General features: G+C 65.6%; 14 protein-coding genes, 1 CRISPR repeat array and 1 riboswitch. Of the genes, 2 read left to right on the top strand and 12 right to left on the bottom strand.

Features of this window, described 5'->3' with window-relative positions:
• The first annotated feature begins 34 nt into the window (after window positions 1–34).
• Window positions 35–928: a LysR family transcriptional regulator gene (locus tag C664_RS11975; RefSeq protein WP_004260289.1), complete on the top strand. Its 894-nt coding sequence runs from the start codon at window positions 35–37 to the stop codon at window positions 926–928.
• Between the two features lie 18 nt (window positions 929–946).
• Here C664_RS11975 and C664_RS11970 read toward each other — a convergent pair whose 3' ends face one another.
• The 4 genes from C664_RS11970 to C664_RS11955 form a co-directional block, all read right to left on the bottom strand.
• Complete coding sequence (locus tag C664_RS11970; RefSeq protein WP_004260287.1) at window positions 947–1,324, bottom strand: thioredoxin family protein; 378 nt, start codon at window positions 1,322–1,324, stop codon at window positions 947–949.
• Window positions 1,325–1,406: 82 nt separating this feature from the next.
• On the bottom strand, window positions 1,407–5,105 hold the full coding sequence (gene metH / locus C664_RS11965) for a methionine synthase (RefSeq protein WP_004260285.1): 3,699 nt from the start codon (window positions 5,103–5,105) through the stop codon (window positions 1,407–1,409).
• Window positions 5,106–5,181: 76 nt separating this feature from the next.
• Window positions 5,182–5,258: riboswitch (S-adenosyl-L-homocysteine riboswitch) on the bottom strand.
• Between the two features lie 63 nt (window positions 5,259–5,321).
• A complete protein-coding gene (locus C664_RS11960) occupies window positions 5,322–5,915 on the bottom strand; it encodes a hypothetical protein (protein WP_004260281.1) in 594 nt (197 codons plus the stop codon).
• Window positions 5,916–5,928: 13 nt separating this feature from the next.
• A complete protein-coding gene (locus tag C664_RS11955) occupies window positions 5,929–6,420 on the bottom strand; it encodes a hypothetical protein (RefSeq protein WP_004260277.1) in 492 nt (163 codons plus the stop codon).
• 123 nt (window positions 6,421–6,543) lie between these two features.
• Between C664_RS11955 and C664_RS11950 the strand changes: the two genes are divergently transcribed.
• Complete coding sequence (locus C664_RS11950; RefSeq protein WP_004260273.1) at window positions 6,544–7,656, top strand: branched-chain amino acid ABC transporter substrate-binding protein; 1,113 nt, start codon at window positions 6,544–6,546, stop codon at window positions 7,654–7,656.
• Window positions 7,657–7,855: 199 nt separating this feature from the next.
• A CRISPR array of direct repeats spans window positions 7,856–12,835; the repeat unit is 32 nt; unit sequence GTTTCAATCCACGCGCCCACGCGGGGCGCGAC.
• Window positions 12,836–13,020: 185 nt separating this feature from the next.
• On the opposite strand, the gene cas2 is transcribed toward C664_RS11950, so the two are convergent.
• From cas2 to C664_RS11910, 8 genes are read right to left on the bottom strand one after another with little or no spacing between them, the layout of a single operon-like run.
• Window positions 13,021–13,311 carry a CRISPR-associated endonuclease Cas2 gene (cas2, locus tag C664_RS11945; protein ID WP_004260246.1) on the bottom strand — a complete coding sequence of 97 codons (291 nt, stop codon included), beginning with the start codon at window positions 13,309–13,311 and terminating at the stop codon, window positions 13,021–13,023.
• Window positions 13,312–13,320: 9 nt separating this feature from the next.
• Entirely contained in the window at window positions 13,321–14,361 is a 1,041-nt protein-coding gene (cas1c, locus tag C664_RS11940) for a type I-C CRISPR-associated endonuclease Cas1c (RefSeq protein ID WP_004260244.1), read from the bottom strand.
• A gap of 3 nt (window positions 14,362–14,364) precedes the next feature.
• Window positions 14,365–15,000: a CRISPR-associated protein Cas4 gene (gene cas4 / locus C664_RS11935; protein ID WP_004260241.1), complete on the bottom strand. Its 636-nt coding sequence runs from the start codon at window positions 14,998–15,000 to the stop codon at window positions 14,365–14,367.
• A gap of 25 nt (window positions 15,001–15,025) precedes the next feature.
• On the bottom strand, window positions 15,026–15,919 hold the full coding sequence (gene cas7c / locus C664_RS11930; RefSeq protein ID WP_004260238.1) for a type I-C CRISPR-associated protein Cas7/Csd2: 894 nt from the start codon (window positions 15,917–15,919) through the stop codon (window positions 15,026–15,028).
• Entirely contained in the window at window positions 15,916–17,751 is a 1,836-nt protein-coding gene (gene cas8c / locus C664_RS11925) for a type I-C CRISPR-associated protein Cas8c/Csd1 (protein WP_004260234.1), read from the bottom strand. Before cas8c ends, cas7c begins: the two co-directional genes overlap by 4 nt.
• Window positions 17,748–18,422: a type I-C CRISPR-associated protein Cas5c gene (gene cas5c, locus C664_RS11920; protein WP_004260232.1), complete on the bottom strand. Its 675-nt coding sequence runs from the start codon at window positions 18,420–18,422 to the stop codon at window positions 17,748–17,750. Before cas5c ends, cas8c begins: the two co-directional genes overlap by 4 nt.
• Window positions 18,419–18,757 carry a hypothetical protein gene (locus tag C664_RS11915; RefSeq protein WP_038011658.1) on the bottom strand — a complete coding sequence of 113 codons (339 nt, stop codon included), beginning with the start codon at window positions 18,755–18,757 and terminating at the stop codon, window positions 18,419–18,421. Before C664_RS11915 ends, cas5c begins: the two co-directional genes overlap by 4 nt.
• The gene (locus tag C664_RS11910; protein ID WP_083483089.1) at window positions 18,757–21,066 is read right to left on the bottom strand and encodes a CRISPR-associated helicase/endonuclease Cas3; all 2,310 of its coding nucleotides are present in this window, start codon (window positions 21,064–21,066) and stop codon (window positions 18,757–18,759) included. Before C664_RS11910 ends, C664_RS11915 begins: the two co-directional genes overlap by 1 nt.
• Between the last annotated feature and the right edge of the window lie 73 nt (window positions 21,067–21,139).

The raw sequence follows: 21,139 nt of genomic DNA, 5'->3' as shown, positions 1-21,139 counted from the left end.
TCGATTTTTTAGACGGAACAAAGGAGGGTGCGAGATGACCGAACTCAACTACAAGCACCTGCGCTACTTCTGGACCGTGGCGCGTGTGGGCACGATTGCCGAGGCCGGCCGACTGTTGAATCTTGCGCCGCACTCGATCAGCACCCAGCTCGCCACCTTCGAAGCCGCACTCGGCGTCAGTCTGTTCCGCCGTGCCAGGCGCCGGCTGGTCGTCACCGAAGCGGGCGAACGCATCCTGGGTCACGCCGAGGAAATCTTCGCGCTGGGCGACCAGATCGTCGACGTGGTGCGCGACGACAGCCTGCGCCGCAGCCTGCCGTTTCGCATCGGCATTCCGGACTCGATGCCCAAGTCCGTCATCTACCACTTGATCGAGCCGGCGCTGCACGTCGAGCGCCCCGGCCGGCTGGTGTGCCGCGAGGCGCCGCTGGCCGAACTGCTCGCCGAACTGGCAGTGCATCGGCTCGACCTGGTGATCGCCGACCGTGCGGTGCCGCCCGAGGTCAGCGTGCGCGGCTACAGCACGCGGCTGAGCGAGAGCACGCTGACCGTGTTCGCCACGCCCGCATTGTCAGCGCAATTGGTCGAGGGCTTTCCGGCGACGCTGGATGGTGCGCCCTTCCTGCTGCCGGGCGAGGACGTCGCCCACCGCGGGGCGCTGCTGCAATGGTTCGAGCGCGAGCGCGTGCAGCCTTCTGTCGTGGCCGAATTCGACGACAGCGCGCTGATGAAGTCTTTCGCCCAAGGGGGCGCGGGCGCCATCGTGGCGCCCACCTCGATTGCCGACTATGTCTGTCGCCAGTATGGGCTGGTGGTGATCGGCGAGATCGACGCGGTGGTGAGCCGCGTCTATGCCATCACCACCGAGCGCCGGCTATCGCATCCGGCCATGCAGGCGATCCGCGATCGGGCCGGCACGCTGGGCTGATGCCCTGAAGCGGGCGGTTCAGGCCTCTGCCTGGCCCGCTTGCTGCGCAGCGATCTCGGCCCGCACCTGCTCCATGTCCAGGCCGCGCACGCCTTCGATGACCTGATTCAAGGCATTGGCCGGCAGGGCGCCGGACTCACGGAACACCATGATGCCCTCGCGGATCACCGCGATGGTCGGAATGGAGCGGATCTGGAAGGTCGCGGCCAGCTCCTGCTGGGCCTCGGTGTCGATCTTGCCGAAGACGATGTCCGGGTTGGCTTCGGAGGCCGCCTCGTACGTGGGGGCAAAGTTGCGGCACGGGCCGCACCATGCCGCCCAGAAGTCCAGGAACACGATCGGGTTGTTCTCCAGAACATCGTTGAAGTTGTCGGCGGTGATTTCGAGGCTGGCCATGTCGGGCTCCCGGGAATTGAAGCCCGTGATGCTACCGGAGGCAGCCTCACTCCCCAAGCGCCGCGCACTTCACAGACCGCGATTACAGCAGCGGCGCCAGCCAGCGCGCCGCTTCCTCCACCTCCATGCCGGTACGCCGCGCCCAGTCCTCGAGCTGGTCACGGCCGATTTTCGGGATGGCGAAGTAGTGGCTTTCCGGATGCGCGAAGTAGAAGCCGCTGACCGCGGCGGCCGGGGTCATCGCGTAGCTCTCGGTGAGGTCCATGCCGATGCGCTCGCGCACGCCCAGCAGCTCGAACAGCGGCCCCTTGACCGTGTGATCCGGGCAGGCCGGGTAGCCCGGCGCCGGACGGATGCCGCGGTACTGCTCGGCGATGAGCGCCTCGTTGTCGAGGGTCTCGTCGGCGGCATAGCCCCAGCATTCGCGGCGCACGCGCTCGTGCAGCCATTCGGCACAGGCCTCGGCCAGGCGGTCGGCCAGGCTCTTGAGCATGATGGCGTGGTAGTCGTCGTGCGCGGCCTCGAACTCGGCAAGCTTGGCCTCGATGCCCAGCCCGGCGGTCACGGCGAAAGCGCCAACCCAGTCCGCCACGCCCGACGCCTTGGGCGCAACGAAGTCCGCCAGGCACCAGTGCGGTTTGCCTGCCGGGCGCTCGTGCTGCTGCCGCAGGCCGTGCCACACCATGGCCAGGTGCTTGCGATCCTCGCCGGTGTAGATCTCGATGTCGTCGCCCACCGCGTTGGCGGGGAACAGGCCGAACACCGCCTTGGCCTGCAGCCAGTTCTCGGCGACGAGCTTGTCGAGCATGGCCTTGCCGTCGGTAAAGACACTGCGCGCGGTCTCCCCCACCACCTCGTCGTCGAGGATGGCGGGGAAGCGGCCGGCGAGGTCCCAGGTCTGGAAGAAGGGGCCCCAGTCGATGTAATTCACCAGCTCGCCAAGCTCGACGTCGATCGCCTGCACGCCGAGCATGTTGGGACGCGGCGGTTCATAGTCGGCGGCGACGCGGAAAGCGTTGGCGCGCGCGGCCTCGACGCCGACCAACTGCACGCCCTTCTTGTTGGCGTGCAGGGCGCGGATCTTCTCGTAGTCGGCGGCCACCTCGGCCTTGAACGACTCGCTCTGCCCCTCCGACAGCAGCGCCGTGACCACGCCCACCGCGCGCGAGGCGTCGGGCACGTACACCACCGCCTGATCGTAGTGCGGCGCGATCTTGATCGCGGTGTGGTTGCGGCTGGTGGTGGCGCCGCCGATCAGCAGCGGCACGGAAAAGCCCTGGCGCTTCATCTCGGCGGCGACATGGCTCATCTCCTCCAGCGACGGGGTGATCAGGCCGGACAGGCCGATCGCCTGCGCGCCGTGCTCCTTGGCCGCCTCCAGGATCTTGGCTGCCGGCACCATCACGCCGAGGTCGATCACCTCGTAGCCGTTGCAGCCGAGCACCACGCCGACGATGTTCTTGCCGATGTCGTGTACGTCGCCCTTCACCGTCGCCATGATGATGCGGCCCTTGCTGCTGGCGCCGGTGCGCAGCTTCTCGGCCTCGATGTAGGGGATGAGGTGCGCGACCGCCTGCTTCATCACGCGCGCCGACTTCACCACCTGGGGCAGGAACATCTTGCCCGCGCCGAAGAGGTCGCCGACCACGCTCATGCCCGCCATCAGCGGCCCTTCGATCACGGCCAGCGGCGGCTTGCCCTCGGCCTCGAGCTTGGCACGCACCTCCTCGGTGTCGGCAACGACGAACTCGGTGATGCCCTTCACCAGCGCGTGCGACAGGCGCTCTTCCACCGACCACGCGCGCCAGGCCAGGTCCTGCGCGGATTCCTTGGCCTGGCCCTTCACCGTCTGCGCCAGCTCGACCAAGGCCTCGCCCGCCCCGGGCTTGCGGTTCATCACCACGTCCTCGACCTTGTCGCGCAGCGCCGGATCGAGTTCGTCATACACGCCGAGCTGGCCGGCGTTGACGATGCCCATCGACAGCCCGGCCTTGATCGCGTGGTACAGGAACACGGTGTGGATCGCCTCGCGCACCGGGTCGTTGCCGCGGAAGCTGAAGGACACGTTCGACACCCCGCCCGAGGTCTTGGCGTACGGCAGGTTCTCCTTGATCCAGGCCACGGCGTTGATGAAGTCGACCGCGTAGTTGTCGTGCTCCTCGATGCCGGTGGCGATGGCGAAGATGTTGGGGTCGAAGATGATGTCTTCCGGCGGGAAGCCGGCGCCGCCCTCGGCCACCGGCTTGGTGAGCAGCGTGTAGGCGCGCTCGCAGATCTCGGTCTTGCGGCGGAAGGTGTCGGCCTGGCCCTGCTCGTCGAAGGCCATCACGATCACCGCCGCACCGTAGCGGCGCGCGAGGCGCGCCTGGCGCAGGAACTCGGCCTCGCCCTCCTTCATCGAGATGGAGTTGACCACGCCCTTGCCCTGGATGCATTTGAGGCCGGCCTCGATCACCGACCACTTCGACGAATCGAGCATGATCGGCACGCGCGAGATGTCCGGCTCGGTGGCGATGAGCTTGCAGAAGCGGTCCATGGCGGCGACCGAGTCCAGCATCGCCTCGTCCATGTTGATGTCGATGACCTGGGCGCCGTTCTCGACCTGCTGGCGCGCCACCGCGAGCGCGTCGTCGAAGCGGCCCTCGAGGATCATGCGTGCGAAGGCCTTGGAGCCGGTGACGTTGGTGCGTTCGCCGACGTTGACGAACAGGGCGTCGCTGCCGACGTTGAAGGGCTCGAGGCCGGACAGGCGCAGCTTCTTGTCGATGACGGGCACGGCACGCGGCGCGAGGCCCTGGACAACTTCGGCGAGCGCCGCGATATGCGCCGGCGTGGTGCCGCAGCAGCCGCCGACGATGTTCACCAGGCCGCTCTGCGCCCACTCGCGGATCTGGCCCGCGAGGTGCTCGGGCGTCTCGTCGTAGCCGGTGGGCGACAGCGGGTTGGGCAGGCCGGCGTTGGGGTGGGCCGACACATGGGTGTCGCAGGCGTTGGACAGCTCCTCGACGTACTGGCGCAGCTGGTCGGCGCCGAGCGCGCAGTTGAGACCGAAGCTGATCGGTTGCGCATGTGACAGCGAGTTCCAGAAGGCTTCGGCAGTCTGGCCCGACAGCGTGCGGCCCGAGGCGTCGGTGATCGTGCCCGAGATCATCACCGGCCAGCGCTTGCCGAGGTCGTCAAAGAGCTTCTCGATCGCGAACACCGCGGCCTTGGCGTTCAGGGTGTCGAACACGGTCTCGATCAGCAGGATGTCGGCGCCACCTTCGAGCAAGGCCTTGGCCGAGTCGTAGTAGTCGTCGGCAAGCGCATCGAAGCTGATGTTGCGAAAACCGGGGTCGTTCACATCCGGCGAGATCGACAGCGTGCGCGAGGTCGGCCCGAGCACGCCGGCGCAGTAGCGCGGCCTGGCGGGGTTCTTCGCGGTGTATTCGTCGCACAGCTCGCGCACCAGGCGGGCACCCTCGACGTTGAGCTCGTAGGCCAGCGCCTCCAGCCCGTACTCCGCCTGCGACACGCGGGTGGCGTTGAAGGTGTTGGTCTCGATGATGTCCGCACCGGCCTCGAGATAGGCGCGGTGGATGCCGGCGACCACGTCGGGGCGGGTCAGCACCAGCAGGTCGTTGTTGCCCTTGAGATCCTTGGGGTGATCGATGAAGCGATCGCCACGGTAGTCCGCTTCGCCCAGCTTCTCCTGCTGGATCATCGTGCCCATCGCGCCGTCCAGGATCAGGATGCGCTCGGCGAGAAGCTGGCGGAGTTCGGTGCTGCGATCGGCTTGCATGGCGGGGTCCTCGGTCGTTCGACGGCTGCCGGGCAACGCCACGCACAAAAGCGAACGGCGCCACAAACCGGCTGAAGGTTTGTGAGCGCCGTTGATCGGTTGCCGAGCCTGGCCCTCGCAGGTTCAGTCGGGGTCGCAGCGCTCCTCGGCAGGGGACGAATTGTATCGACTCACGCCGAGACTTGCCAAGCGCGAAAGCGACTTGGCGACAGGGACTTACCAGTAGGGAAAGTAGGGGTGCGGCGGAAAGAACGGGTGGCGGTAATAGGAGGGGTGCGGGTAGCCCCACCCGCCCCAGAACGGCCCCTCGCGCGGATAGACGTAGGTCTGGCTCGTCCGCACCACCTTGCCGTCGATGAAGTGCACGTTGAACAGCGTGGCGATGCCCGGACCGTAGTTGCGCACGTTCCAGTCCCACACCTCTTCACCCGACAGGCGGAAGGTCTGTTCCGAGCGATGCTCGCCGAGCAGGCGGTCGACCTCCTCGCGCGTCATGCCCTTCTGCACGCGCGCCAAGTTCTCTTCGTCAAGCGCATCCCACTGCCGCAGTACGATGCCGCCCGCGTCGACCTGCACCATCAGGCAGCTGCGCCCGTAGGGTTGCGTGGCGTACTCGAGCGTAGTCGTACCGTCGTCGTTCTGCCAGCGCCGCGTGGGCTCGCCCTTGGCCGCCAGGGTCTCGGCCTCGGTGGTGAAGGGGCGCGGCGGCGCGTACGTCACGCAGCCGGCCAACTGCAACGCCCCCAGCATCGCCAGCAACATGCCGACCCCGCGCAGCCGCCGCAGTGGCAACAGCTTGAAGACATTCATGACCTTCCTCCGGTCAGCGTCGATATTGCGTGTAACGGCCGGAGCCGACGACACGGCCCTCGGTATTGAAAGACACGGTGAAGAACTCCGGTTCGCTTGCCGTGCCCACACCATGGCTAACCTTCCATTCCCACACGGTTTCATGCTTGAGCTGGAAGAACTGGCTGCGCGCCGGCTTGCCGAGCAGGCGGCGCACCTCGTCGCCGCTCATGCCATTGACCACCCGGGCGAAGTTCTGTTCGTTCAGGACCTGGTCGATCTGGCGCAGGATATCGTCCGGCCCGATCGTGATCATGAAGCATTCGATGCCCTCGGGCTGACGGGTGTACTCCCAGGTGACCGAACCGTCCTCGTTCTTCCACTCCATCCTTGGCGGCCCGAAGCGTTCGCGCACCTCCGTCGCCGTCGACACGCCTGGCTTGAGCTCGCGCAGATTGAAGTAGTCGCAGGCGGTGATGCCCAGCGCAGAGAGCATCGCGCACAACCAGGCAAGCAGGCGTTTCATCCTTCCGTATTCCCCAATCCCTCGCACCTGCCGGACGACAGGCCACTGGGCTAGAATCGATCATCACCCCGGGATTTGCAACGCCCACGCGGTGACTCTTTGCAACCTTCGGAGACACGCCCCATGAAGAAGACCCTGCTTGCTCTCGCCCTGGTCAGCGCAGGCTTTGCCGCTCACGCCCAGACGGTCGTCAAGATCGGCCACGCCGGCCCGCTGACCGGCCCGATCGCGCATTTCGGCAAGGACGGCGAATTCGGCGCCCGCCTGGCACTGGAGGACGCCAATGCCAAAGGCCTCACCATCGGCGGCAAGCCGGTCAAGTTCGAGCTGCTCAGCGAGGACGACCAGGGCGACCCGCGCACGGCCACCACCGCTGCCCAACGCCTGACCGACGCGGGTGTGGTCGGCGTCGTCGGCCACACCACCTCCGGCGCCTCGATTCCTGCCTCGCGCGTGTATGAACAAGCGGGCGTGCCGGTGATCACGCCCTCGTCCACCAGCCCCAAGCTGACGCAGCAGAACTACAAGGTCACCTACCGCGTCATCGCCAACGACCTGCAGCAGGGCGAGGCCATGGCGAAGTACGCGGTCGAGAAGCTGCAGGTGAAGAAGTTCGCCATCATCGACGACCGTACCGCTTACGGTCAGGGCCTGGCCGACGCCTTTGCCGAAAGCGTCAAGAAGCAGGGCGGCGAAGTGGTGGGCCGTGAGTTCACCAACGACAAGGCCACCGACTTCACCGCCATTCTCACCAAGATCAAGGGCCGCACCCCCGACGCGGTGTTCTACGGTGGCATGGACGCCCAGGGTGCGCCGATGCTGCGCCAGATGCGCCAGCTCGGCATCGCCTCCACCTTCCTCGGCGGCGACGGCACCTGCACCGGCGAAATGCTGAAACTGGCCGGCGACGCGATCAACGACAAGGTGTTCTGCACCCAGGCCGGCATCCCGCTGTCGATGATGCCCGGCGGCGGCGAGTTCCTGTCGCGCTTCAAGCAGCGCTTCAACGTCGACGTGCTGCTCTACGCCCCGTATGCCTACGACGCCGCCACCGCGCTGATCGAAGGCATGAAGGCCGCCGACTCCACCGACCCGGCCAAGTACCTGCCGGCGATGCAGAAGGTGAACTTCAAGGGCGTCACCGGCAACATCGCCTTCGACCCCAAGGGCGACATCAAGGAAGGCGGGGTGAGCCTGTACGGCTTCGCCAATGGCAAGTGGGAGCCGCTGAAGTAAGCAGAATGATAGTTTGCATACTTGGCTGAACGGGAAAGCTCACATGCCGACCAAGTGATACAAGACGGGGGATGCAGTTGCATCCCCCGTCTCATTTTCCGAAACCTCCCGTAGCCGACACCCGCTCATTAATTCGACCTTGAGCTCACACAACGACGACAAGAGCTCCGGGTACGAAGACACCGGCCCGATTTCTCCGACTGCATTCCACGCGCCCACGCGGGGCGCGACGCTGCCGCCCGTCGCCACGGTCCAGCCCGAGCTATCGTTTCAATCCACGCGCCCACGCGGGGCGCGACACCATGTGGCCGGGGTGCCCAGCGCCTGGCCGCGGAGTTTCAATCCACGCGCCCACGCGGGGCGCGACAAATTGTCCCCAATTCTCACTTGGTCGGCGTATTTGTTTCAATCCACGCGCCCACGCGGGGCGCGACGACGAGGCAAAAGCATTCACGCCCGCGCAGCAGGCGTTTCAATCCACGCGCCCACGCGGGGCGCGACCGGTTCTGGCCGCGCTGAAGTCGGCGATTGGCTGGGTTTCAATCCACGCGCCCACGCGGGGCGCGACCGCCACACATCGAACATGCGCTTGAAGTCGGAACGGTTTCAATCCACGCGCCCACGCGGGGCGCGACTAGAGCGCATGGCGAAAGGCCACGTCACGACGAAGTTTCAATCCACGCGCCCACGCGGGGCGCGACGGCAGCAGAGGCGATGCCAGCGCCACCACGGCGCCGTTTCAATCCACGCGCCCACGCGGGGCGCGACGCGGATCAATGACGGAGGGCGGAACGATGGCGCGGTTTCAATCCACGCGCCCACGCGGGGCGCGACGCCGGTGTAGCGCGTCGGGCGGGCGCGGCCGGAGTTTCAATCCACGCGCCCACGCGGGGCGCGACCGGCGAGCGCGCCAACCTGCGGCGGACCACCGAGAAGTTTCAATCCACGCGCCCACGCGGGGCGCGACAAATGCGTGCGGTGTGGCGCGAGGTGCAGGAGGTGTTTCAATCCACGCGCCCACGCGGGGCGCGACCTTCGATCGACGTGTTGCCGCGCTGCGGCACTTCAGTTTCAATCCACGCGCCCACGCGGGGCGCGACCTCGGCCGTGATGTTGTTGATTCCGACCGACGTGTCGTTTCAATCCACGCGCCCACGCGGGGCGCGACGCCCAAGCTCTGCGGTGCGCCGAGTCGGACCTTGAAGTTTCAATCCACGCGCCCACGCGGGGCGCGACCGACGGCAGCCAGACGCCCGACCTCATTCTGGCCGAGTTTCAATCCACGCGCCCACGCGGGGCGCGACGCTGCCTTGACACCATCGGCGCTGATGCTGGCGGTGTTTCAATCCACGCGCCCACGCGGGGCGCGACGTCCGCGGAGTGCATGATGATTGTTTCGTGCTCGGGGTTTCAATCCACGCGCCCACGCGGGGCGCGACGATGCAGTTCTGCATGTCGATCAGTTGTCGATCTGGTTTCAATCCACGCGCCCACGCGGGGCGCGACTCCGCGCTGTAGTTGAGGTTTTCGACGACGCGGCTGTTTCAATCCACGCGCCCACGCGGGGCGCGACACGCGCTGGCCGGCCGCTTTGCGGTGCTGCTGGTCGTTTCAATCCACGCGCCCACGCGGGGCGCGACCTGCAGTCGATAACACCCTGGCCGACGGCCGCGTGTTTCAATCCACGCGCCCACGCGGGGCGCGACCGGCCGCAACGTGCAGACCCTTGCGCGCCGATACGGTTTCAATCCACGCGCCCACGCGGGGCGCGACGCTCGGAGATTGCTGCGGGGTTCGCTGCGGCAATGTTTCAATCCACGCGCCCACGCGGGGCGCGACTAGATGCCTGCGGCCATGGCCTCTTTCACCGAGCGGTTTCAATCCACGCGCCCACGCGGGGCGCGACATAGGCCCAGGCCATCACTCGCCCTCCTTCACGATGTTTCAATCCACGCGCCCACGCGGGGCGCGACCGGTAGTTGCCCTTGTTGGTCTGGGCTATGAGGCGGTTTCAATCCACGCGCCCACGCGGGGCGCGACTGGCCGGCAGGTGCAGTTCGCGCGTGAGCACGTCGGTGTTTCAATCCACGCGCCCACGCGGGGCGCGACCTCAACAGCAAATTTAATGCGGACGTGTGGGCATGGTTTCAATCCACGCGCCCACGCGGGGCGCGACGTGCGTGACGCTGCCCCAGTTCGCGGTCGGCGCAGGGTTTCAATCCACGCGCCCACGCGGGGCGCGACGATCTCGGGGCTCACGGCCAGCACCGCCTACAGCCTAGTTTCAATCCACGCGCCCACGCGGGGCGCGACGAGGACTACACGGTAGAGGTCGTATGGGGGGCGCTCGTTTCAATCCACGCGCCCACGCGGGGCGCGACATGTTCCCGGACCTTTTCAAGTAGGGACCCACCATGTTTCAATCCACGCGCCCACGCGGGGCGCGACCCGCTACAGCTGCTGGAAGCAGCTCTCAACATTCTGTTTCAATCCACGCGCCCACGCGGGGCGCGACCATTTCGCAGGCATCGACGGCCATCGACGCACTGCAGTTTCAATCCACGCGCCCACGCGGGGCGCGACCTCTTCGGCCGAAAAGCCCACCCAGCGCTCGCCAGGTTTCAATCCACGCGCCCACGCGGGGCGCGACCCGAGGACGTTGCGGCGTATCTCGACCGGATGCGGTTTCAATCCACGCGCCCACGCGGGGCGCGACACCCCCTCTCGGCATCTCGACAGCCACCAACGGCGCGTTTCAATCCACGCGCCCACGCGGGGCGCGACTAGTCCATGACCGGGCGGACCACGTCGATGGCTAACGGTTTCAATCCACGCGCCCACGCGGGGCGCGACTGGAGCAGACGCCGGGCCTTGCGCGCGCGATTGCAGTTTCAATCCACGCGCCCACGCGGGGCGCGACGTTCGACGGTGCAGATAGCGGCGTCGTCGGCCTGTTTCAATCCACGCGCCCACGCGGGGCGCGACCGTGCCCGATCGCATCGACGTCGCCACGCGCACTGTTTCAATCCACGCGCCCACGCGGGGCGCGACTTGTAACGGGCATCCAGCAGACGCGCAAGCACCTGTTTCAATCCACGCGCCCACGCGGGGCGCGACGGCGACAGTATCATCACGGTGTCGCCGATCTCGAGTTTCAATCCACGCGCCCACGCGGGGCGCGACGCGAGGCTACTTGCGCCTTGCCTCCGCTGCATCAAGGTTTCAATCCACGCGCCCACGCGGGGCGCGACGGCGCAGACGACGCTGCGGCAGACGAGGTGATGCGTTTCAATCCACGCGCCCACGCGGGGCGCGACCATGCAGCTTGAGCACCGCCGCAGTGTGACGCGTTTCAATCCACGCGCCCACGCGGGGCGCGACCCGCTCGCGGTGCCGGATGGGAAGGCCACTGAGTAGTTTCAATCCACGCGCCCACGCGGGGCGCGACGCCGACAGAAGCGTGACAGTCCCGGCAATCGGCGGGTTTCAATCCACGCGCCCACGCGGGGCGCGACGCGGCGGTGGCCGCCCGCGCCGAAGAACAGGCGATGTTTCAATCCACGCGCCCACGCGGGGCGCGACCCGCGCGTCCGACGCCTCGCCCCCGCGCCGAAACAGTTTCAATCCACGCGCCCACGCGGGGCGCGACCTGCCGAGCACGATCACTGTCACCGAGCCGCTTAAGTTTCAATCCACGCGCCCACGCGGGGCGCGACGATGCCTCCCTTGCCTGGCAGCCGGAAGGAGCAGACGTTTCAATCCACGCGCCCACGCGGGGCGCGACTGCTGACCGCCCACGGCCGCCACACCCCACACCAGTTTCAATCCACGCGCCCACGCGGGGCGCGACCGAAGTGCAGACCTCCGAACCGGCATCAGTACAAAGTTTCAATCCACGCGCCCACGCGGGGCGCGACCCTAGACCGCGACTTCGAGCTATCGAAGATCGAGTTTCAATCCACGCGCCCACGCGGGGCGCGACGCGCGGGCGGCCTCATTGACGCGCTGGCGCAGCAGTTTCAATCCACGCGCCCACGCGGGGCGCGACCGGCCACGTGGCCGTGGTTGGCGCACAAGGCATGTTTCAATCCACGCGCCCACGCGGGGCGCGACTTCGTCGAAGTCGTCGGCGGCGTCGATCGACTGGCCGTTTCAATCCACGCGCCCACGCGGGGCGCGACCGCCAACCTCATCATCGGTTCTAGGCTCGACCCTGTTTCAATCCACGCGCCCACGCGGGGCGCGACGCGGGTATCACGCTGGCGCTTGGGCAGGCCTGGACGTTTCAATCCACGCGCCCACGCGGGGCGCGACAGGAATACGGCGACGACGTCTCGAAACTCGCAACGTTTCAATCCACGCGCCCACGCGGGGCGCGACAAGGTGAGGATGCTCTTCTTCTCGTCGCCTTCGATGTTTCAATCCACGCGCCCACGCGGGGCGCGACAGGTGCTCGCGTGGCATCGCGAAAACGTGCGCAAGTTTCAATCCACGCGCCCACGCGGGGCGCGACAGGACCTCGTCCGCCACCACAGCACCAAGCCACTGTTTCAATCCACGCGCCCACGCGGGGCGCGACCCAAGCGCTGGCGCGGCGCCCACTGCTTGGCGCTGTTTCAATCCACGCGCCCACGCGGGGCGCGACGTGTCTTGGTACGACTTCACCACGGGGGAGCTGCTGTTTCAATCCACGCGCCCACGCGGGGCGCGACCGCCGCTGACCCACTTCGAAGCCGCAAAGGCGCTTCGTTTCAATCCACGCGCCCACGCGGGGCGCGACCGGGCCGGCAATCGCTCAATCTGGCAGGATTTGCGTTTCAATCCACGCGCCCACGCGGGGCGCGACGCCGACATCCGCGGCGTTGACGGCAAGCTGTGCCGAGTTTCAATCCACGCGCCCACGCGGGGCGCGACAATGCGTGCGGTGTGGCGCGAGGTGCAGGAGGTGTTTCAATCCACGCGCCCACGCGGGGCGCGACGCCGTAGCCGCCGATGCGGTTGCGTTCCTGGGTGCGGTTTCAATCCACGCGCCCACGCGGGGCGCGACGCGCCCCCGCCGTACAACACACGCTCGTCCGGTGGTTTCAATCCACGCGCCCACGCGGGGCGCGACATAACGGTGCGTCACGGAATGGCGCCGTGTCGAAGTTTCAATCCACGCGCCCACGCGGGGCGCGACTGTGTCCTTACAACAACATGAAAACAATACGAAAAATATCGGATCTCGGCGAACCAAGAAAGCACTGCTTGAAAACGGGGGCGTGACTATCGAGTTCTTCGCCGGACAACCAGAAGATCAATGGTTTTGCCACAGTGCGAACCTCCCCTGGTTTTTATGGACGCTTCAGGTTCGCACGCAAGGACTCAGAGGATGAGCGGGCCGTTCAGATCAATGACTGGTTTGGCGCCGACATGTTCGACCTTGCTCTGCCAGTTCTTGCCGAGATAATAGAACCGCAGACTATCCTGCTCGGGATCAATCAATTCGCACAGCCGATTCTTCAGGAAGGTCCACTGCGCGTAGTCCACCTCGATCTCGAACACTGAGTACTGCACCCTCTGCCCGTAGTCACGACACGCCTTGGCCAGGCGACGCAGGCGCTTCTCGCCACTAGCGCTGCTCGTGCTTACGTCGTAGCTGACGAGAACCATCATGACGTCACCCTACTTCCAGAGGAATGGGGGATAGGCGTCGAGATCGCCACGAAGGTGCCGGGCGAGCAACTGAGCCTGGACGACCGGAAACAACCCGATCTCGACCTTCTCATCGAGAAAGGCATGGCGAAGCTGTTCTCGCTTGCGCTCCTGGTAGGCCGTAAGCACGGTCTTGCGCGCATCCTCCTTGAGCAGCACGGCACCGTTGTCCATTCGTATGAAGTCGCGCGCGGAAACTTGCTTGCGGTTGATCAGCGACAGGGCCATTCGGTCGGCAAGCGCAGGTCGGAATTCCTCGACGAGGTCGAGCGCCAAGCTGGGGCGGCCAGGACGGTCACGATGGAGAAACCCCACGGCTGGATCCAGCCCAACGGTTTCGAGCGCCGAGCGGCAATCGTGCGTCAATAGCGTATAGAGAAATGACAGCAACGCATTGACCGCATCCGTTGGGGGGCGCCTGCTACGTCCAGAAAACCGCATCGCAGCATCCGGCACGCGAATCAGATGGTCGAATACCCCGAAATAGGCTTGGGCCGCTTCGCCTTCCAGGCCTCGTAAGATGTCGATCGGCGCCTCAGCAAGCAAACCGGCGCCGATACGCTTGAGCCGCATATCGGTGTGAAGCAACGCGTCACGGGCCGACGTCGGCAAATCGTCGCCATAGTCACGTAGCCCGCGCGACACCACCGCGCGCTGGTTGTGCACCTTGCCCACCAGCAGGTTGCGCACGATGGCGGCACAGCGCGGCCCGTCGTCGCTGCGTCGGTACTGCTCGCGGCGCAGCAACACGTTGCCGGAAACTGGCCCTTCCACGCGAGCAAGGAATTTTCCGTTGGGGCTAAGGTAGCAAACGCTGATGCCCTGTTCTGCGCAATAGCCGAGCAGCGGCGGCGAGACCAGCACGCGGCCGAAGCAGACTAGGCTGTCAAGCATGTGAGCCGGTAAGCGCGCACGCGTCTCCCCCTCGACTTCCATGACGATGTTCTCGCCATCCTTGCGCAGCCACGCGCCTTCTGTAGTCACATATACGGTATTGAGCTGTCGACGCATGCTTTAGGGCTCCTCGGCAATCTGACCACGCAACCAGGTCTCGACGTCCCGCCCCTTACCGAGCAGTTTCGGCTGGCAGAGATCAATGAGCGAGCAGGCATCGCAGCGTTTGGCCTTGTAGCTCGCCGTCGGGGTATGTCCCGCACGGATCATCTCGCGCGCGGCCTTTATCGTTTCCAGCGTCAGCTGGCGCAACGCATGGTCGAACACCACCGCCTGCCGGCGGCGGGTCTGGCCGTAGAACAGGGCGCCCTCCCCCACCCTGCAGCCGAACATCACCTCCAGACACAGCGCTTGCGCGCATAGCTGTACCTCGTCGGCGCGATGATGCTTTGGGCTGCCGCGCTTGTACTCGACCGGGAAAGGATGCTCACCCCCCTCATCCGCCCTGAGCTCCACGACGTCCGCGACTCCAGCAATGCCAAGTTCTGCACTGGATAACGGCATCGCGGTGATCGTGCGCACGCCATGACGACGCTCGATCTGCGGTGTGTCGGCGCGGTCGTGCAGCAAACGCCCCTCGGCGGTCTGGCGGTTCTCGGCCCACAGGCGCTCGACATGGATCAACGCGCACTGGCGCGGGCAATAGAGATAATGCTGCAGGGCGGAGAGGGGGATGAGGTCGTCGGGTTCTTCCATGGCGTTCCCCGCTCCGCCCGTTCGCTTACAGCAGTTCGCGCACGCTCACGCCCTTAGGCATGGCGTCCGCGTCGACGCGGACGCGATAGTCCGCAAAGCTGCGCGCGGGGCAGTCTTCGGTACCCTCAGCACGCTTCACCTCGACCGCATCGAACAGCACATGAGCCGGTGCATTGCCCATGGCGCTTTCGTGCTCGAACACAATCAGCTTGCGCGCCGCCATCTCGCCGCGCGCCGCTGAGCGGTCGTGCTCGAACATGTTGATGAGCGCATGCCACAGCAATTGCAGGTCGTTGTCGGAAAAGCCGGTGCGTTCAGCGAGCTTGGCGGAGACGAAACCGTGGGCGCGATACAGCCCGTAGGGCAGGATGTGCTTGCGGCCCATGGTGCGGTTGTCTCCCGATTGCTTCTCCGCCTCCTCCGCGGTAGTGACTGCCATGCGGGTAATCGAGATTTCCAGTGGCAGGACTGGTTCGACAGAGGTCGCAAACGCCAGTTGTACCGGCCCCCGTACTTGACCGGCATTGACGCCGGTAGTCATCACCGCGCCGAAGGTGCGCACGTCGAAGAAGTTCGCGCACATCCAAGCGGTGATCTCACGGGCCTTGGCCTCGTCTTTTGGCAGCTTCTTAAGCTCTTCCTTGCTTTCGTTCGTCAGACCCACGGCTTGACGGCCCAAAAGGTGCTGGTTGTTGAGTACCGCCTTCTCCTGCATGTAGATGGCGAAGCCCGGTGTCCCTTCCTTGTCCAGCGTGACGAAGTTGCGGATCTTGCGCTTGAGCGCGACGTCGGTCACCAAGCCGCAGTTCGTTTCCGGGTCGAGCCGCGGCAGATTTCCGGCGTCCGGGTCGCCGTTGGGGTTGCCGTTGGTTACGTCGAACAGATAAACGAACTCGTAGCGGTGGGCGATGGCGGTCATTGGTCGGCTCCTTCGGTTTCGATGTCGGTAGGTTGGGCGGATTCGTCGGCATACGCGCTATCAGCCGCGTCGCGGCGCGTGAAGTAGGACTGCGACTGGTGGTAGTAGCCGATGGCGAAACGACCCTGGTCTTCGATCTTGAGGCTGCGCGGGAACTGGTCGGGCAAGCCGCCGACGATCTCGCTGATGTCCTTTTCCAGATTTACGGCCTGCCCCTTACGATCCTTGCGCAGCTTGCCGAGGTGGTTCTGGGTGTTGCGTAGCAGCACCGGAAAGATGGAAGCCGGCGTTGCCGACGCCGCACCGTAATACCGGTCGCGAATCGTGGCGTTGACCTGGCTGCCCAGGGCGGCGCGCTGCACGTGCTCCAGGACTGCGAACAGCCGCCCGAGTAGGTAGCCGGGCTGGGTGGATTGCTTGTCGAGACTCACGGGGATCTCCTCCTCGGATGTACGAATGTCCCGGCGCCGCTCGCGCGCCAGAACGCCCTTGCACAAGGCCACGCGCAGGCCGGAGATGTCTCCGTCCGCCCGAAACCGCATGATGGTGTTGGCCAGCAGGCTGCGTGGATACGGCCCGCCGCTGAGAATCGCGCGCATCGTCTCGCCGATGACGATGTTGATCGCGTCGTCGGCCTTGGGCTTGACACCCTCGCGGTGCGGCACCGTCGCCAGCACCAGCCGATACACGGATGGTTCGGTGCGCCAGGGCAGCGGCTCCAGATGCAGGTCTTCCGCATGCTGGGCGATGCGGCCAGCGAGCACCGCCAGCGTATCCACCTGCCAGAAGCGCACCGACAGGCGCGAGGCATTGGGCGCGAGGCCCAGCACATACATGCGGGTACCGGGTTCGAGATTGGGAACGAGGTCCGCCACCGGGCGGCCTTTCGCGATGCGCTCCAGCACCGCGCGCACCCGCGCTGCCTCCGATGCATCATCGGCAGGCGGGTTGAGCAGGGTGGCAAACAGATCCTCGGCCGCGCTCGCCTGCTTCGCATCGGCGGCTTCGGCCCAGAACACCACCGATGCGTCGCCTACCTGCAGACGCTGACGGTTGTGCTCGCCCCGGCGCAGCAGGTAGTTCAGCGCCGTGGTGTAGGCGAAGGCGGCCTGCTCGGATATCGGTGCGTTGTCGCCCTGGCTCTTGGCGTAGGAGGTGAAGGCGTCGAGATTGAAGGAGACGATGGACGCGCCCGAACTCTGCGCCCCGTTCACCCCCTTGATCGCGGGATGCAGGCGGGCCACCGGTGCCACTTCTCCGCTGACCAGGCAAACCGCCCCGCTAGCCTCCGCTTCCTGTCCCACGTCGCCTGCGAGCAGCCGGGCGCGCACCGCCCGTGCGGCTGGCCGGTCGTGCAGGAAGCAATGCTCGCCGTCCATCCGGAACACGAGGTTGGCGTCGACCATGTCGGCAGGAAAACCACGTGCCTCGAACTGATCCGGCGACCAGCCGCGCAGGAAGCTGAGCAAGGCCTTGAGTCCGGGGTCGTCCTCGCCGACGAGTACGGCTTCGTGCAATTCGACGAAGGCCTCATGCTCCTTGTCGGCGCGCTTGCTGGTGTTGCTCACGCCAAGCACGTAGCTGGTCTTGTCCCACAGCAAGTTGGACTTGATTCCTACCGTGCGTTTTTCGGCCTGCGGCACATTGAGCATGCGCGGCAGGGGCTTCTTGCCGGAGGTGTCGCGAATGTCGTTGACCTGCGCCACATCGCCATCCGGCGTGAGCAGGATCTCGAAGCTGATCTTTTCTGGGCTGCAACCGGCGGGGGCTACATCCTCGGGCTTTTGCTCGATCAGCCGCTCGTAATAGCGGTTCAACGCCTGCAGGATCATGACTTGACCTCCTCGCCCTGCCACGGCGGCACCTCGATGACGCCTGCCTTCAACTGCGCACGGAAGAAGCGTGGCGTCATGTCCCGAGCGAAATCGATGTCATGCAGCATCCAGCCCAGGTCCTTGTCGGCTTCGCGTTCGGGGTGTGCTTCGGGCAGCGGCTGACCATCCTCGATCAGGCTGAAATGGGCGGGAAACTCGCGCACGCCCAGGCACGGTGCATGGAAGTGCTGCCCCTTGCGGGCGCGACGGTTGAAGATATCCAGATGCTTGCCCACCGAATCGTCCGGCCCCGCCTTGTCGGTGAGCTCGAAGTGGGCCTCGATCACGTAGGCCACGTCGCGCAACACCGTGGCGGCACGCTGCTGGCGGTCTTCGTCGACGTAGGTCGCCAGCCCGGCGGCGGTGCCCGCCTTCATCGCCTTGCTCACGTTGCCCGGAGACAGCTTGCCGCCGACCTCGTTGCGGCGGATGGATTCGAAGCGCACCGGCTTGAGCACATGGATGCGATCCACCACCCAGCGGATCGCCGGCTTCCAGTGAATGGCCTCCAGAATGCCGCGCGCGGCCGACGGCGTGATGACGTCGTAGCTCACCCGCTCCACCTTCATTTCCGGCCGTGTGAAGCAGGCCCGATCGCCCCAGACGTGCAGGCGGATTCCAAAGCTCATTCCTCGTGCCCTCCCTTGGTTGCATCGTCTTGGCCACTCGGTACCGGGACGTACTTCGGACAGCGGTTGTAGCCGATGGACGGATTGTTGGACTGGTTCTGGCGAATCAGCTCGGCTTCCATGTGCGTAACTTCCCCTGCCGAGGCTGATTCGGACTCCCACAGAATCGTGCGGCGGATCACGAAGTCCCGTCGTTGTTCATCGGTGAAGTCGCGCGCGATCAACTCACTGCTGGCACTGCCGAAGTAGTTGATGCTGTTGGTCCGGTCCTGGCCAACGTAGATCTTCCCGTTCGGATACGTGATCATGTAGATGACGCTCTTCTTCGGTTTCATCACCACATCAAGCTCTCGGACTTGATGAACGCCGGGTCGTCCCAGGACAACCCGAATCGCGGGTCGTACAGATCCATGTTGACCAGCTCCATGAATTGCTCCCCCCACTTCTCCGGCGCCACGGGCTGAACCGCGCCCGCCTTGCGCAACGCGTCGAAGCCGTTGCGCGGCAACTGCACCAGGTAGGGCTGTAGCTTGCGCGCGAGGCCCCCGCTCTTTTCGACGTGGTGCAGGCTCTTCAGGTAATCGCGGGCATCGTCGTCGAAGGGCACGATGACCGGCATCTGCACCGTCTCGATCATGTGGAACTTGGCCGCCAGCGTTTCCAACGGCAGGGAGTCGATACGGCTTTCGGCGCACAGGCCGAGCAGGTCTGCCTTATCCAGTTCCTTGTCACCCTTCTGCCAGTAAAGAAGTCGGAAGTAGGCTTCGATCGCGGACGGCGACAGCGGATCGTCGCGAAACTGCGGCTGACGCATGACCTCCTGTGCGGCTTGGGCGAACTGGCGCAACTCTGGCGGCGGCGCCCAGTCGCCGTTCGCGGTGGCGAACACGCACACCTCGCTCAACTCCGCTGCGCGCTCGCCGTTGCGGTTGCAACGCCCCGCGGCCTGGGCGATAGAATCCAGGCCGGCTTCGGCGCGGTAGACGGTGGGGAGCGAGATGTCGACGCCGGCTTCGATCAGCGACGTCGACACCAGCCGGCAGGGCTCACCGGCCTTGAGGCGTACCCGTACCTCGGCCAACACCTGGCTACGGTGCCTGGCACACATCAGTGTGGTCAGGTGGCGGGCACCCGGCCGGTCGGCAAGCGCCTGATACAGGGCGCGAGCGTGGCGACGGTTGTTGACGATGCACAACACCTGATCGAGATCGCGAAGCTGCGCCGCGAGCGCGTCATCGTCGAGCGTACCCACATGGCGCACGCGCACTCGGTCCAGCTTGCGGAAGAGCTCCGGCGGGTTCGGGGCGAGTTCGCGTACCTGGTCCTTGTCGAATCCGCCGCGAAAATCCGGCGCGTTCAAGGCTGGCTGGGTAGCCGTGCACAGGACGATGCTGCTGCGGTAGTTGCGAGCCAGTTCGTCGATGGCCGCGACAGCCGGCCGCAGCAGCTTGAGCGGCAGGGTCTGCGCTTCGTCGAGTATGACCACGCTGCCGGCGATGTTGTGCAGCTTGCGGCATTGCGACGGGCGTGCCGCGAACAGGCTCTCGAAGAACTGCACGGCGGTGGTGACGATGATGGGCGCATCCCAGTTCTCCATCGCGAGCCGCAGCTTTTCCCGGGCCTGGTAGCGCTCGGCGTCCGAACGGGGAAGTTGCGCAGCGACGAAGGCACTGTGATGCTCCAATACCGCAGCCTCCCCCAGATCACCCAGCGCGGAACGGAACACCGCGGCGTTCTGCTCGACGATGCTGGTGAAGGGAATCACAAAGATCACCCGCCGCAGCCCATGCTTGATCGCATGGTCGAGCGCGAAGGCCAGCGAGGCGAACGTTTTGCCGCCGCCTGTCGGTACTGTCAGCGAGAACAGGCCGGGCGAATGCTGCGCGGCTTGGCGCGTATGGGCAAGGATGTCCGCGCGGACGCGATTGACATGTGAGTCGGCCGTGAAGCCGGAGAGATAAGTGTCGAGGCGCTCGCGCAGTGCTTGCAGCGAGGGCAATGCCTGCGCGCGCGATGCGCTGCGGTCGTTGGGTTGCCCGGGAAGCGCGACACGATCGTAGAAAGCTTCGGTGTCGAGATAGTCCGCATCCACAAGGCAGGAAAAGAGCATGCGCGCCAAGAACGCAAACTGGAAACTGCCGCGCTCCTTATGTGGCGTGAGCCGAGGCGGCATGAGGCGTTCGGGGAGGGGAATCTCGCTTCGCCAATCATCCTTCAATGGCGGCAATCCAGCGCCCTTCAGTCGGTCGCGAAGCGCGGTGCGCTCTCCCCCCTCACTGCCGTTGGCTAAGCCCGCGTGATGACCCGCGATTCCATAAGCCAATAGAGTGCCAATCTGCTTGTAGCGCTCGACGGCCAACATGGCGCCACGCGTTGCGTGGTCTACACGAACGGCATCACCGGAGATGCGTCGCTGGAAATCGTCCGTATATTTGCCGATGTCATGCAGAAGACCGCCTAACTCCGCCAGTTCACGCCCACCGAACCACGTGGCGGACTGCCCTGCGAGGGCGGCCACAGCTCTCAAGTGCTCACTCAATGGCTGCCAGTTGGATTTGGAGTCATCACTGGTGGAATGTGCAAAGTAGCGAGGCAACTGGAGCGCTGCCGGCTCAGGAAGATCCGTCACAGGTGACTTGATCATGTCCAACGCATCTCCATCGAAGTCCATCGGCATTAGACCATACATATGCTTGATGGAAAGAGGGCCTGGAGCA

The sequence above is a fragment of the Thauera sp. 63 genome (assembly GCF_000310165.2).
Lineage (GTDB): Bacteria > Pseudomonadota > Gammaproteobacteria > Burkholderiales > Rhodocyclaceae > Thauera > Thauera humireducens.
The sequence above is the reverse complement of the archived record's forward strand: the minus strand, read 5'-3'. Positions and strand labels throughout refer to the sequence as shown.

Excerpts from the sequence above, each read along its gene's own strand:
- C664_RS11975 (WP_004260289.1), top strand. The coding sequence starts at position 35 with ATGACCGAACTCAACTACAAGCACCTGCGCTACTTCTGGACCGTGGCG.
- C664_RS11970 (WP_004260287.1), bottom strand. The coding sequence starts at position 1,324 with ATGGCCAGCCTCGAAATCACCGCCGACAACTTCAACGATGTTCTGGAG.
- metH (WP_004260285.1), bottom strand. The coding sequence starts at position 5,105 with ATGCAAGCCGATCGCAGCACCGAACTCCGCCAGCTTCTCGCCGAGCGC.
- C664_RS11960 (WP_004260281.1), bottom strand. The coding sequence starts at position 5,915 with ATGAATGTCTTCAAGCTGTTGCCACTGCGGCGGCTGCGCGGGGTCGGC.
- C664_RS11955 (WP_004260277.1), bottom strand. The coding sequence starts at position 6,420 with ATGAAACGCCTGCTTGCCTGGTTGTGCGCGATGCTCTCTGCGCTGGGC.
- C664_RS11950 (WP_004260273.1), top strand. The coding sequence starts at position 6,544 with ATGAAGAAGACCCTGCTTGCTCTCGCCCTGGTCAGCGCAGGCTTTGCC.
- cas2 (WP_004260246.1), bottom strand. The coding sequence starts at position 13,311 with ATGATGGTTCTCGTCAGCTACGACGTAAGCACGAGCAGCGCTAGTGGC.
- cas1c (WP_004260244.1), bottom strand. The coding sequence starts at position 14,361 with ATGCGTCGACAGCTCAATACCGTATATGTGACTACAGAAGGCGCGTGG.
- cas4 (WP_004260241.1), bottom strand. The coding sequence starts at position 15,000 with ATGGAAGAACCCGACGACCTCATCCCCCTCTCCGCCCTGCAGCATTAT.
- cas7c (WP_004260238.1), bottom strand. The coding sequence starts at position 15,919 with ATGACCGCCATCGCCCACCGCTACGAGTTCGTTTATCTGTTCGACGTA.
- cas8c (WP_004260234.1), bottom strand. The coding sequence starts at position 17,751 with ATGATCCTGCAGGCGTTGAACCGCTATTACGAGCGGCTGATCGAGCAA.
- cas5c (WP_004260232.1), bottom strand. The coding sequence starts at position 18,422 with ATGAGCTTTGGAATCCGCCTGCACGTCTGGGGCGATCGGGCCTGCTTC.
- C664_RS11915 (WP_038011658.1), bottom strand. The coding sequence starts at position 18,757 with ATGAAACCGAAGAAGAGCGTCATCTACATGATCACGTATCCGAACGGG.
- C664_RS11910 (WP_083483089.1), bottom strand. The coding sequence starts at position 21,066 with ATGATCAAGTCACCTGTGACGGATCTTCCTGAGCCGGCAGCGCTCCAG.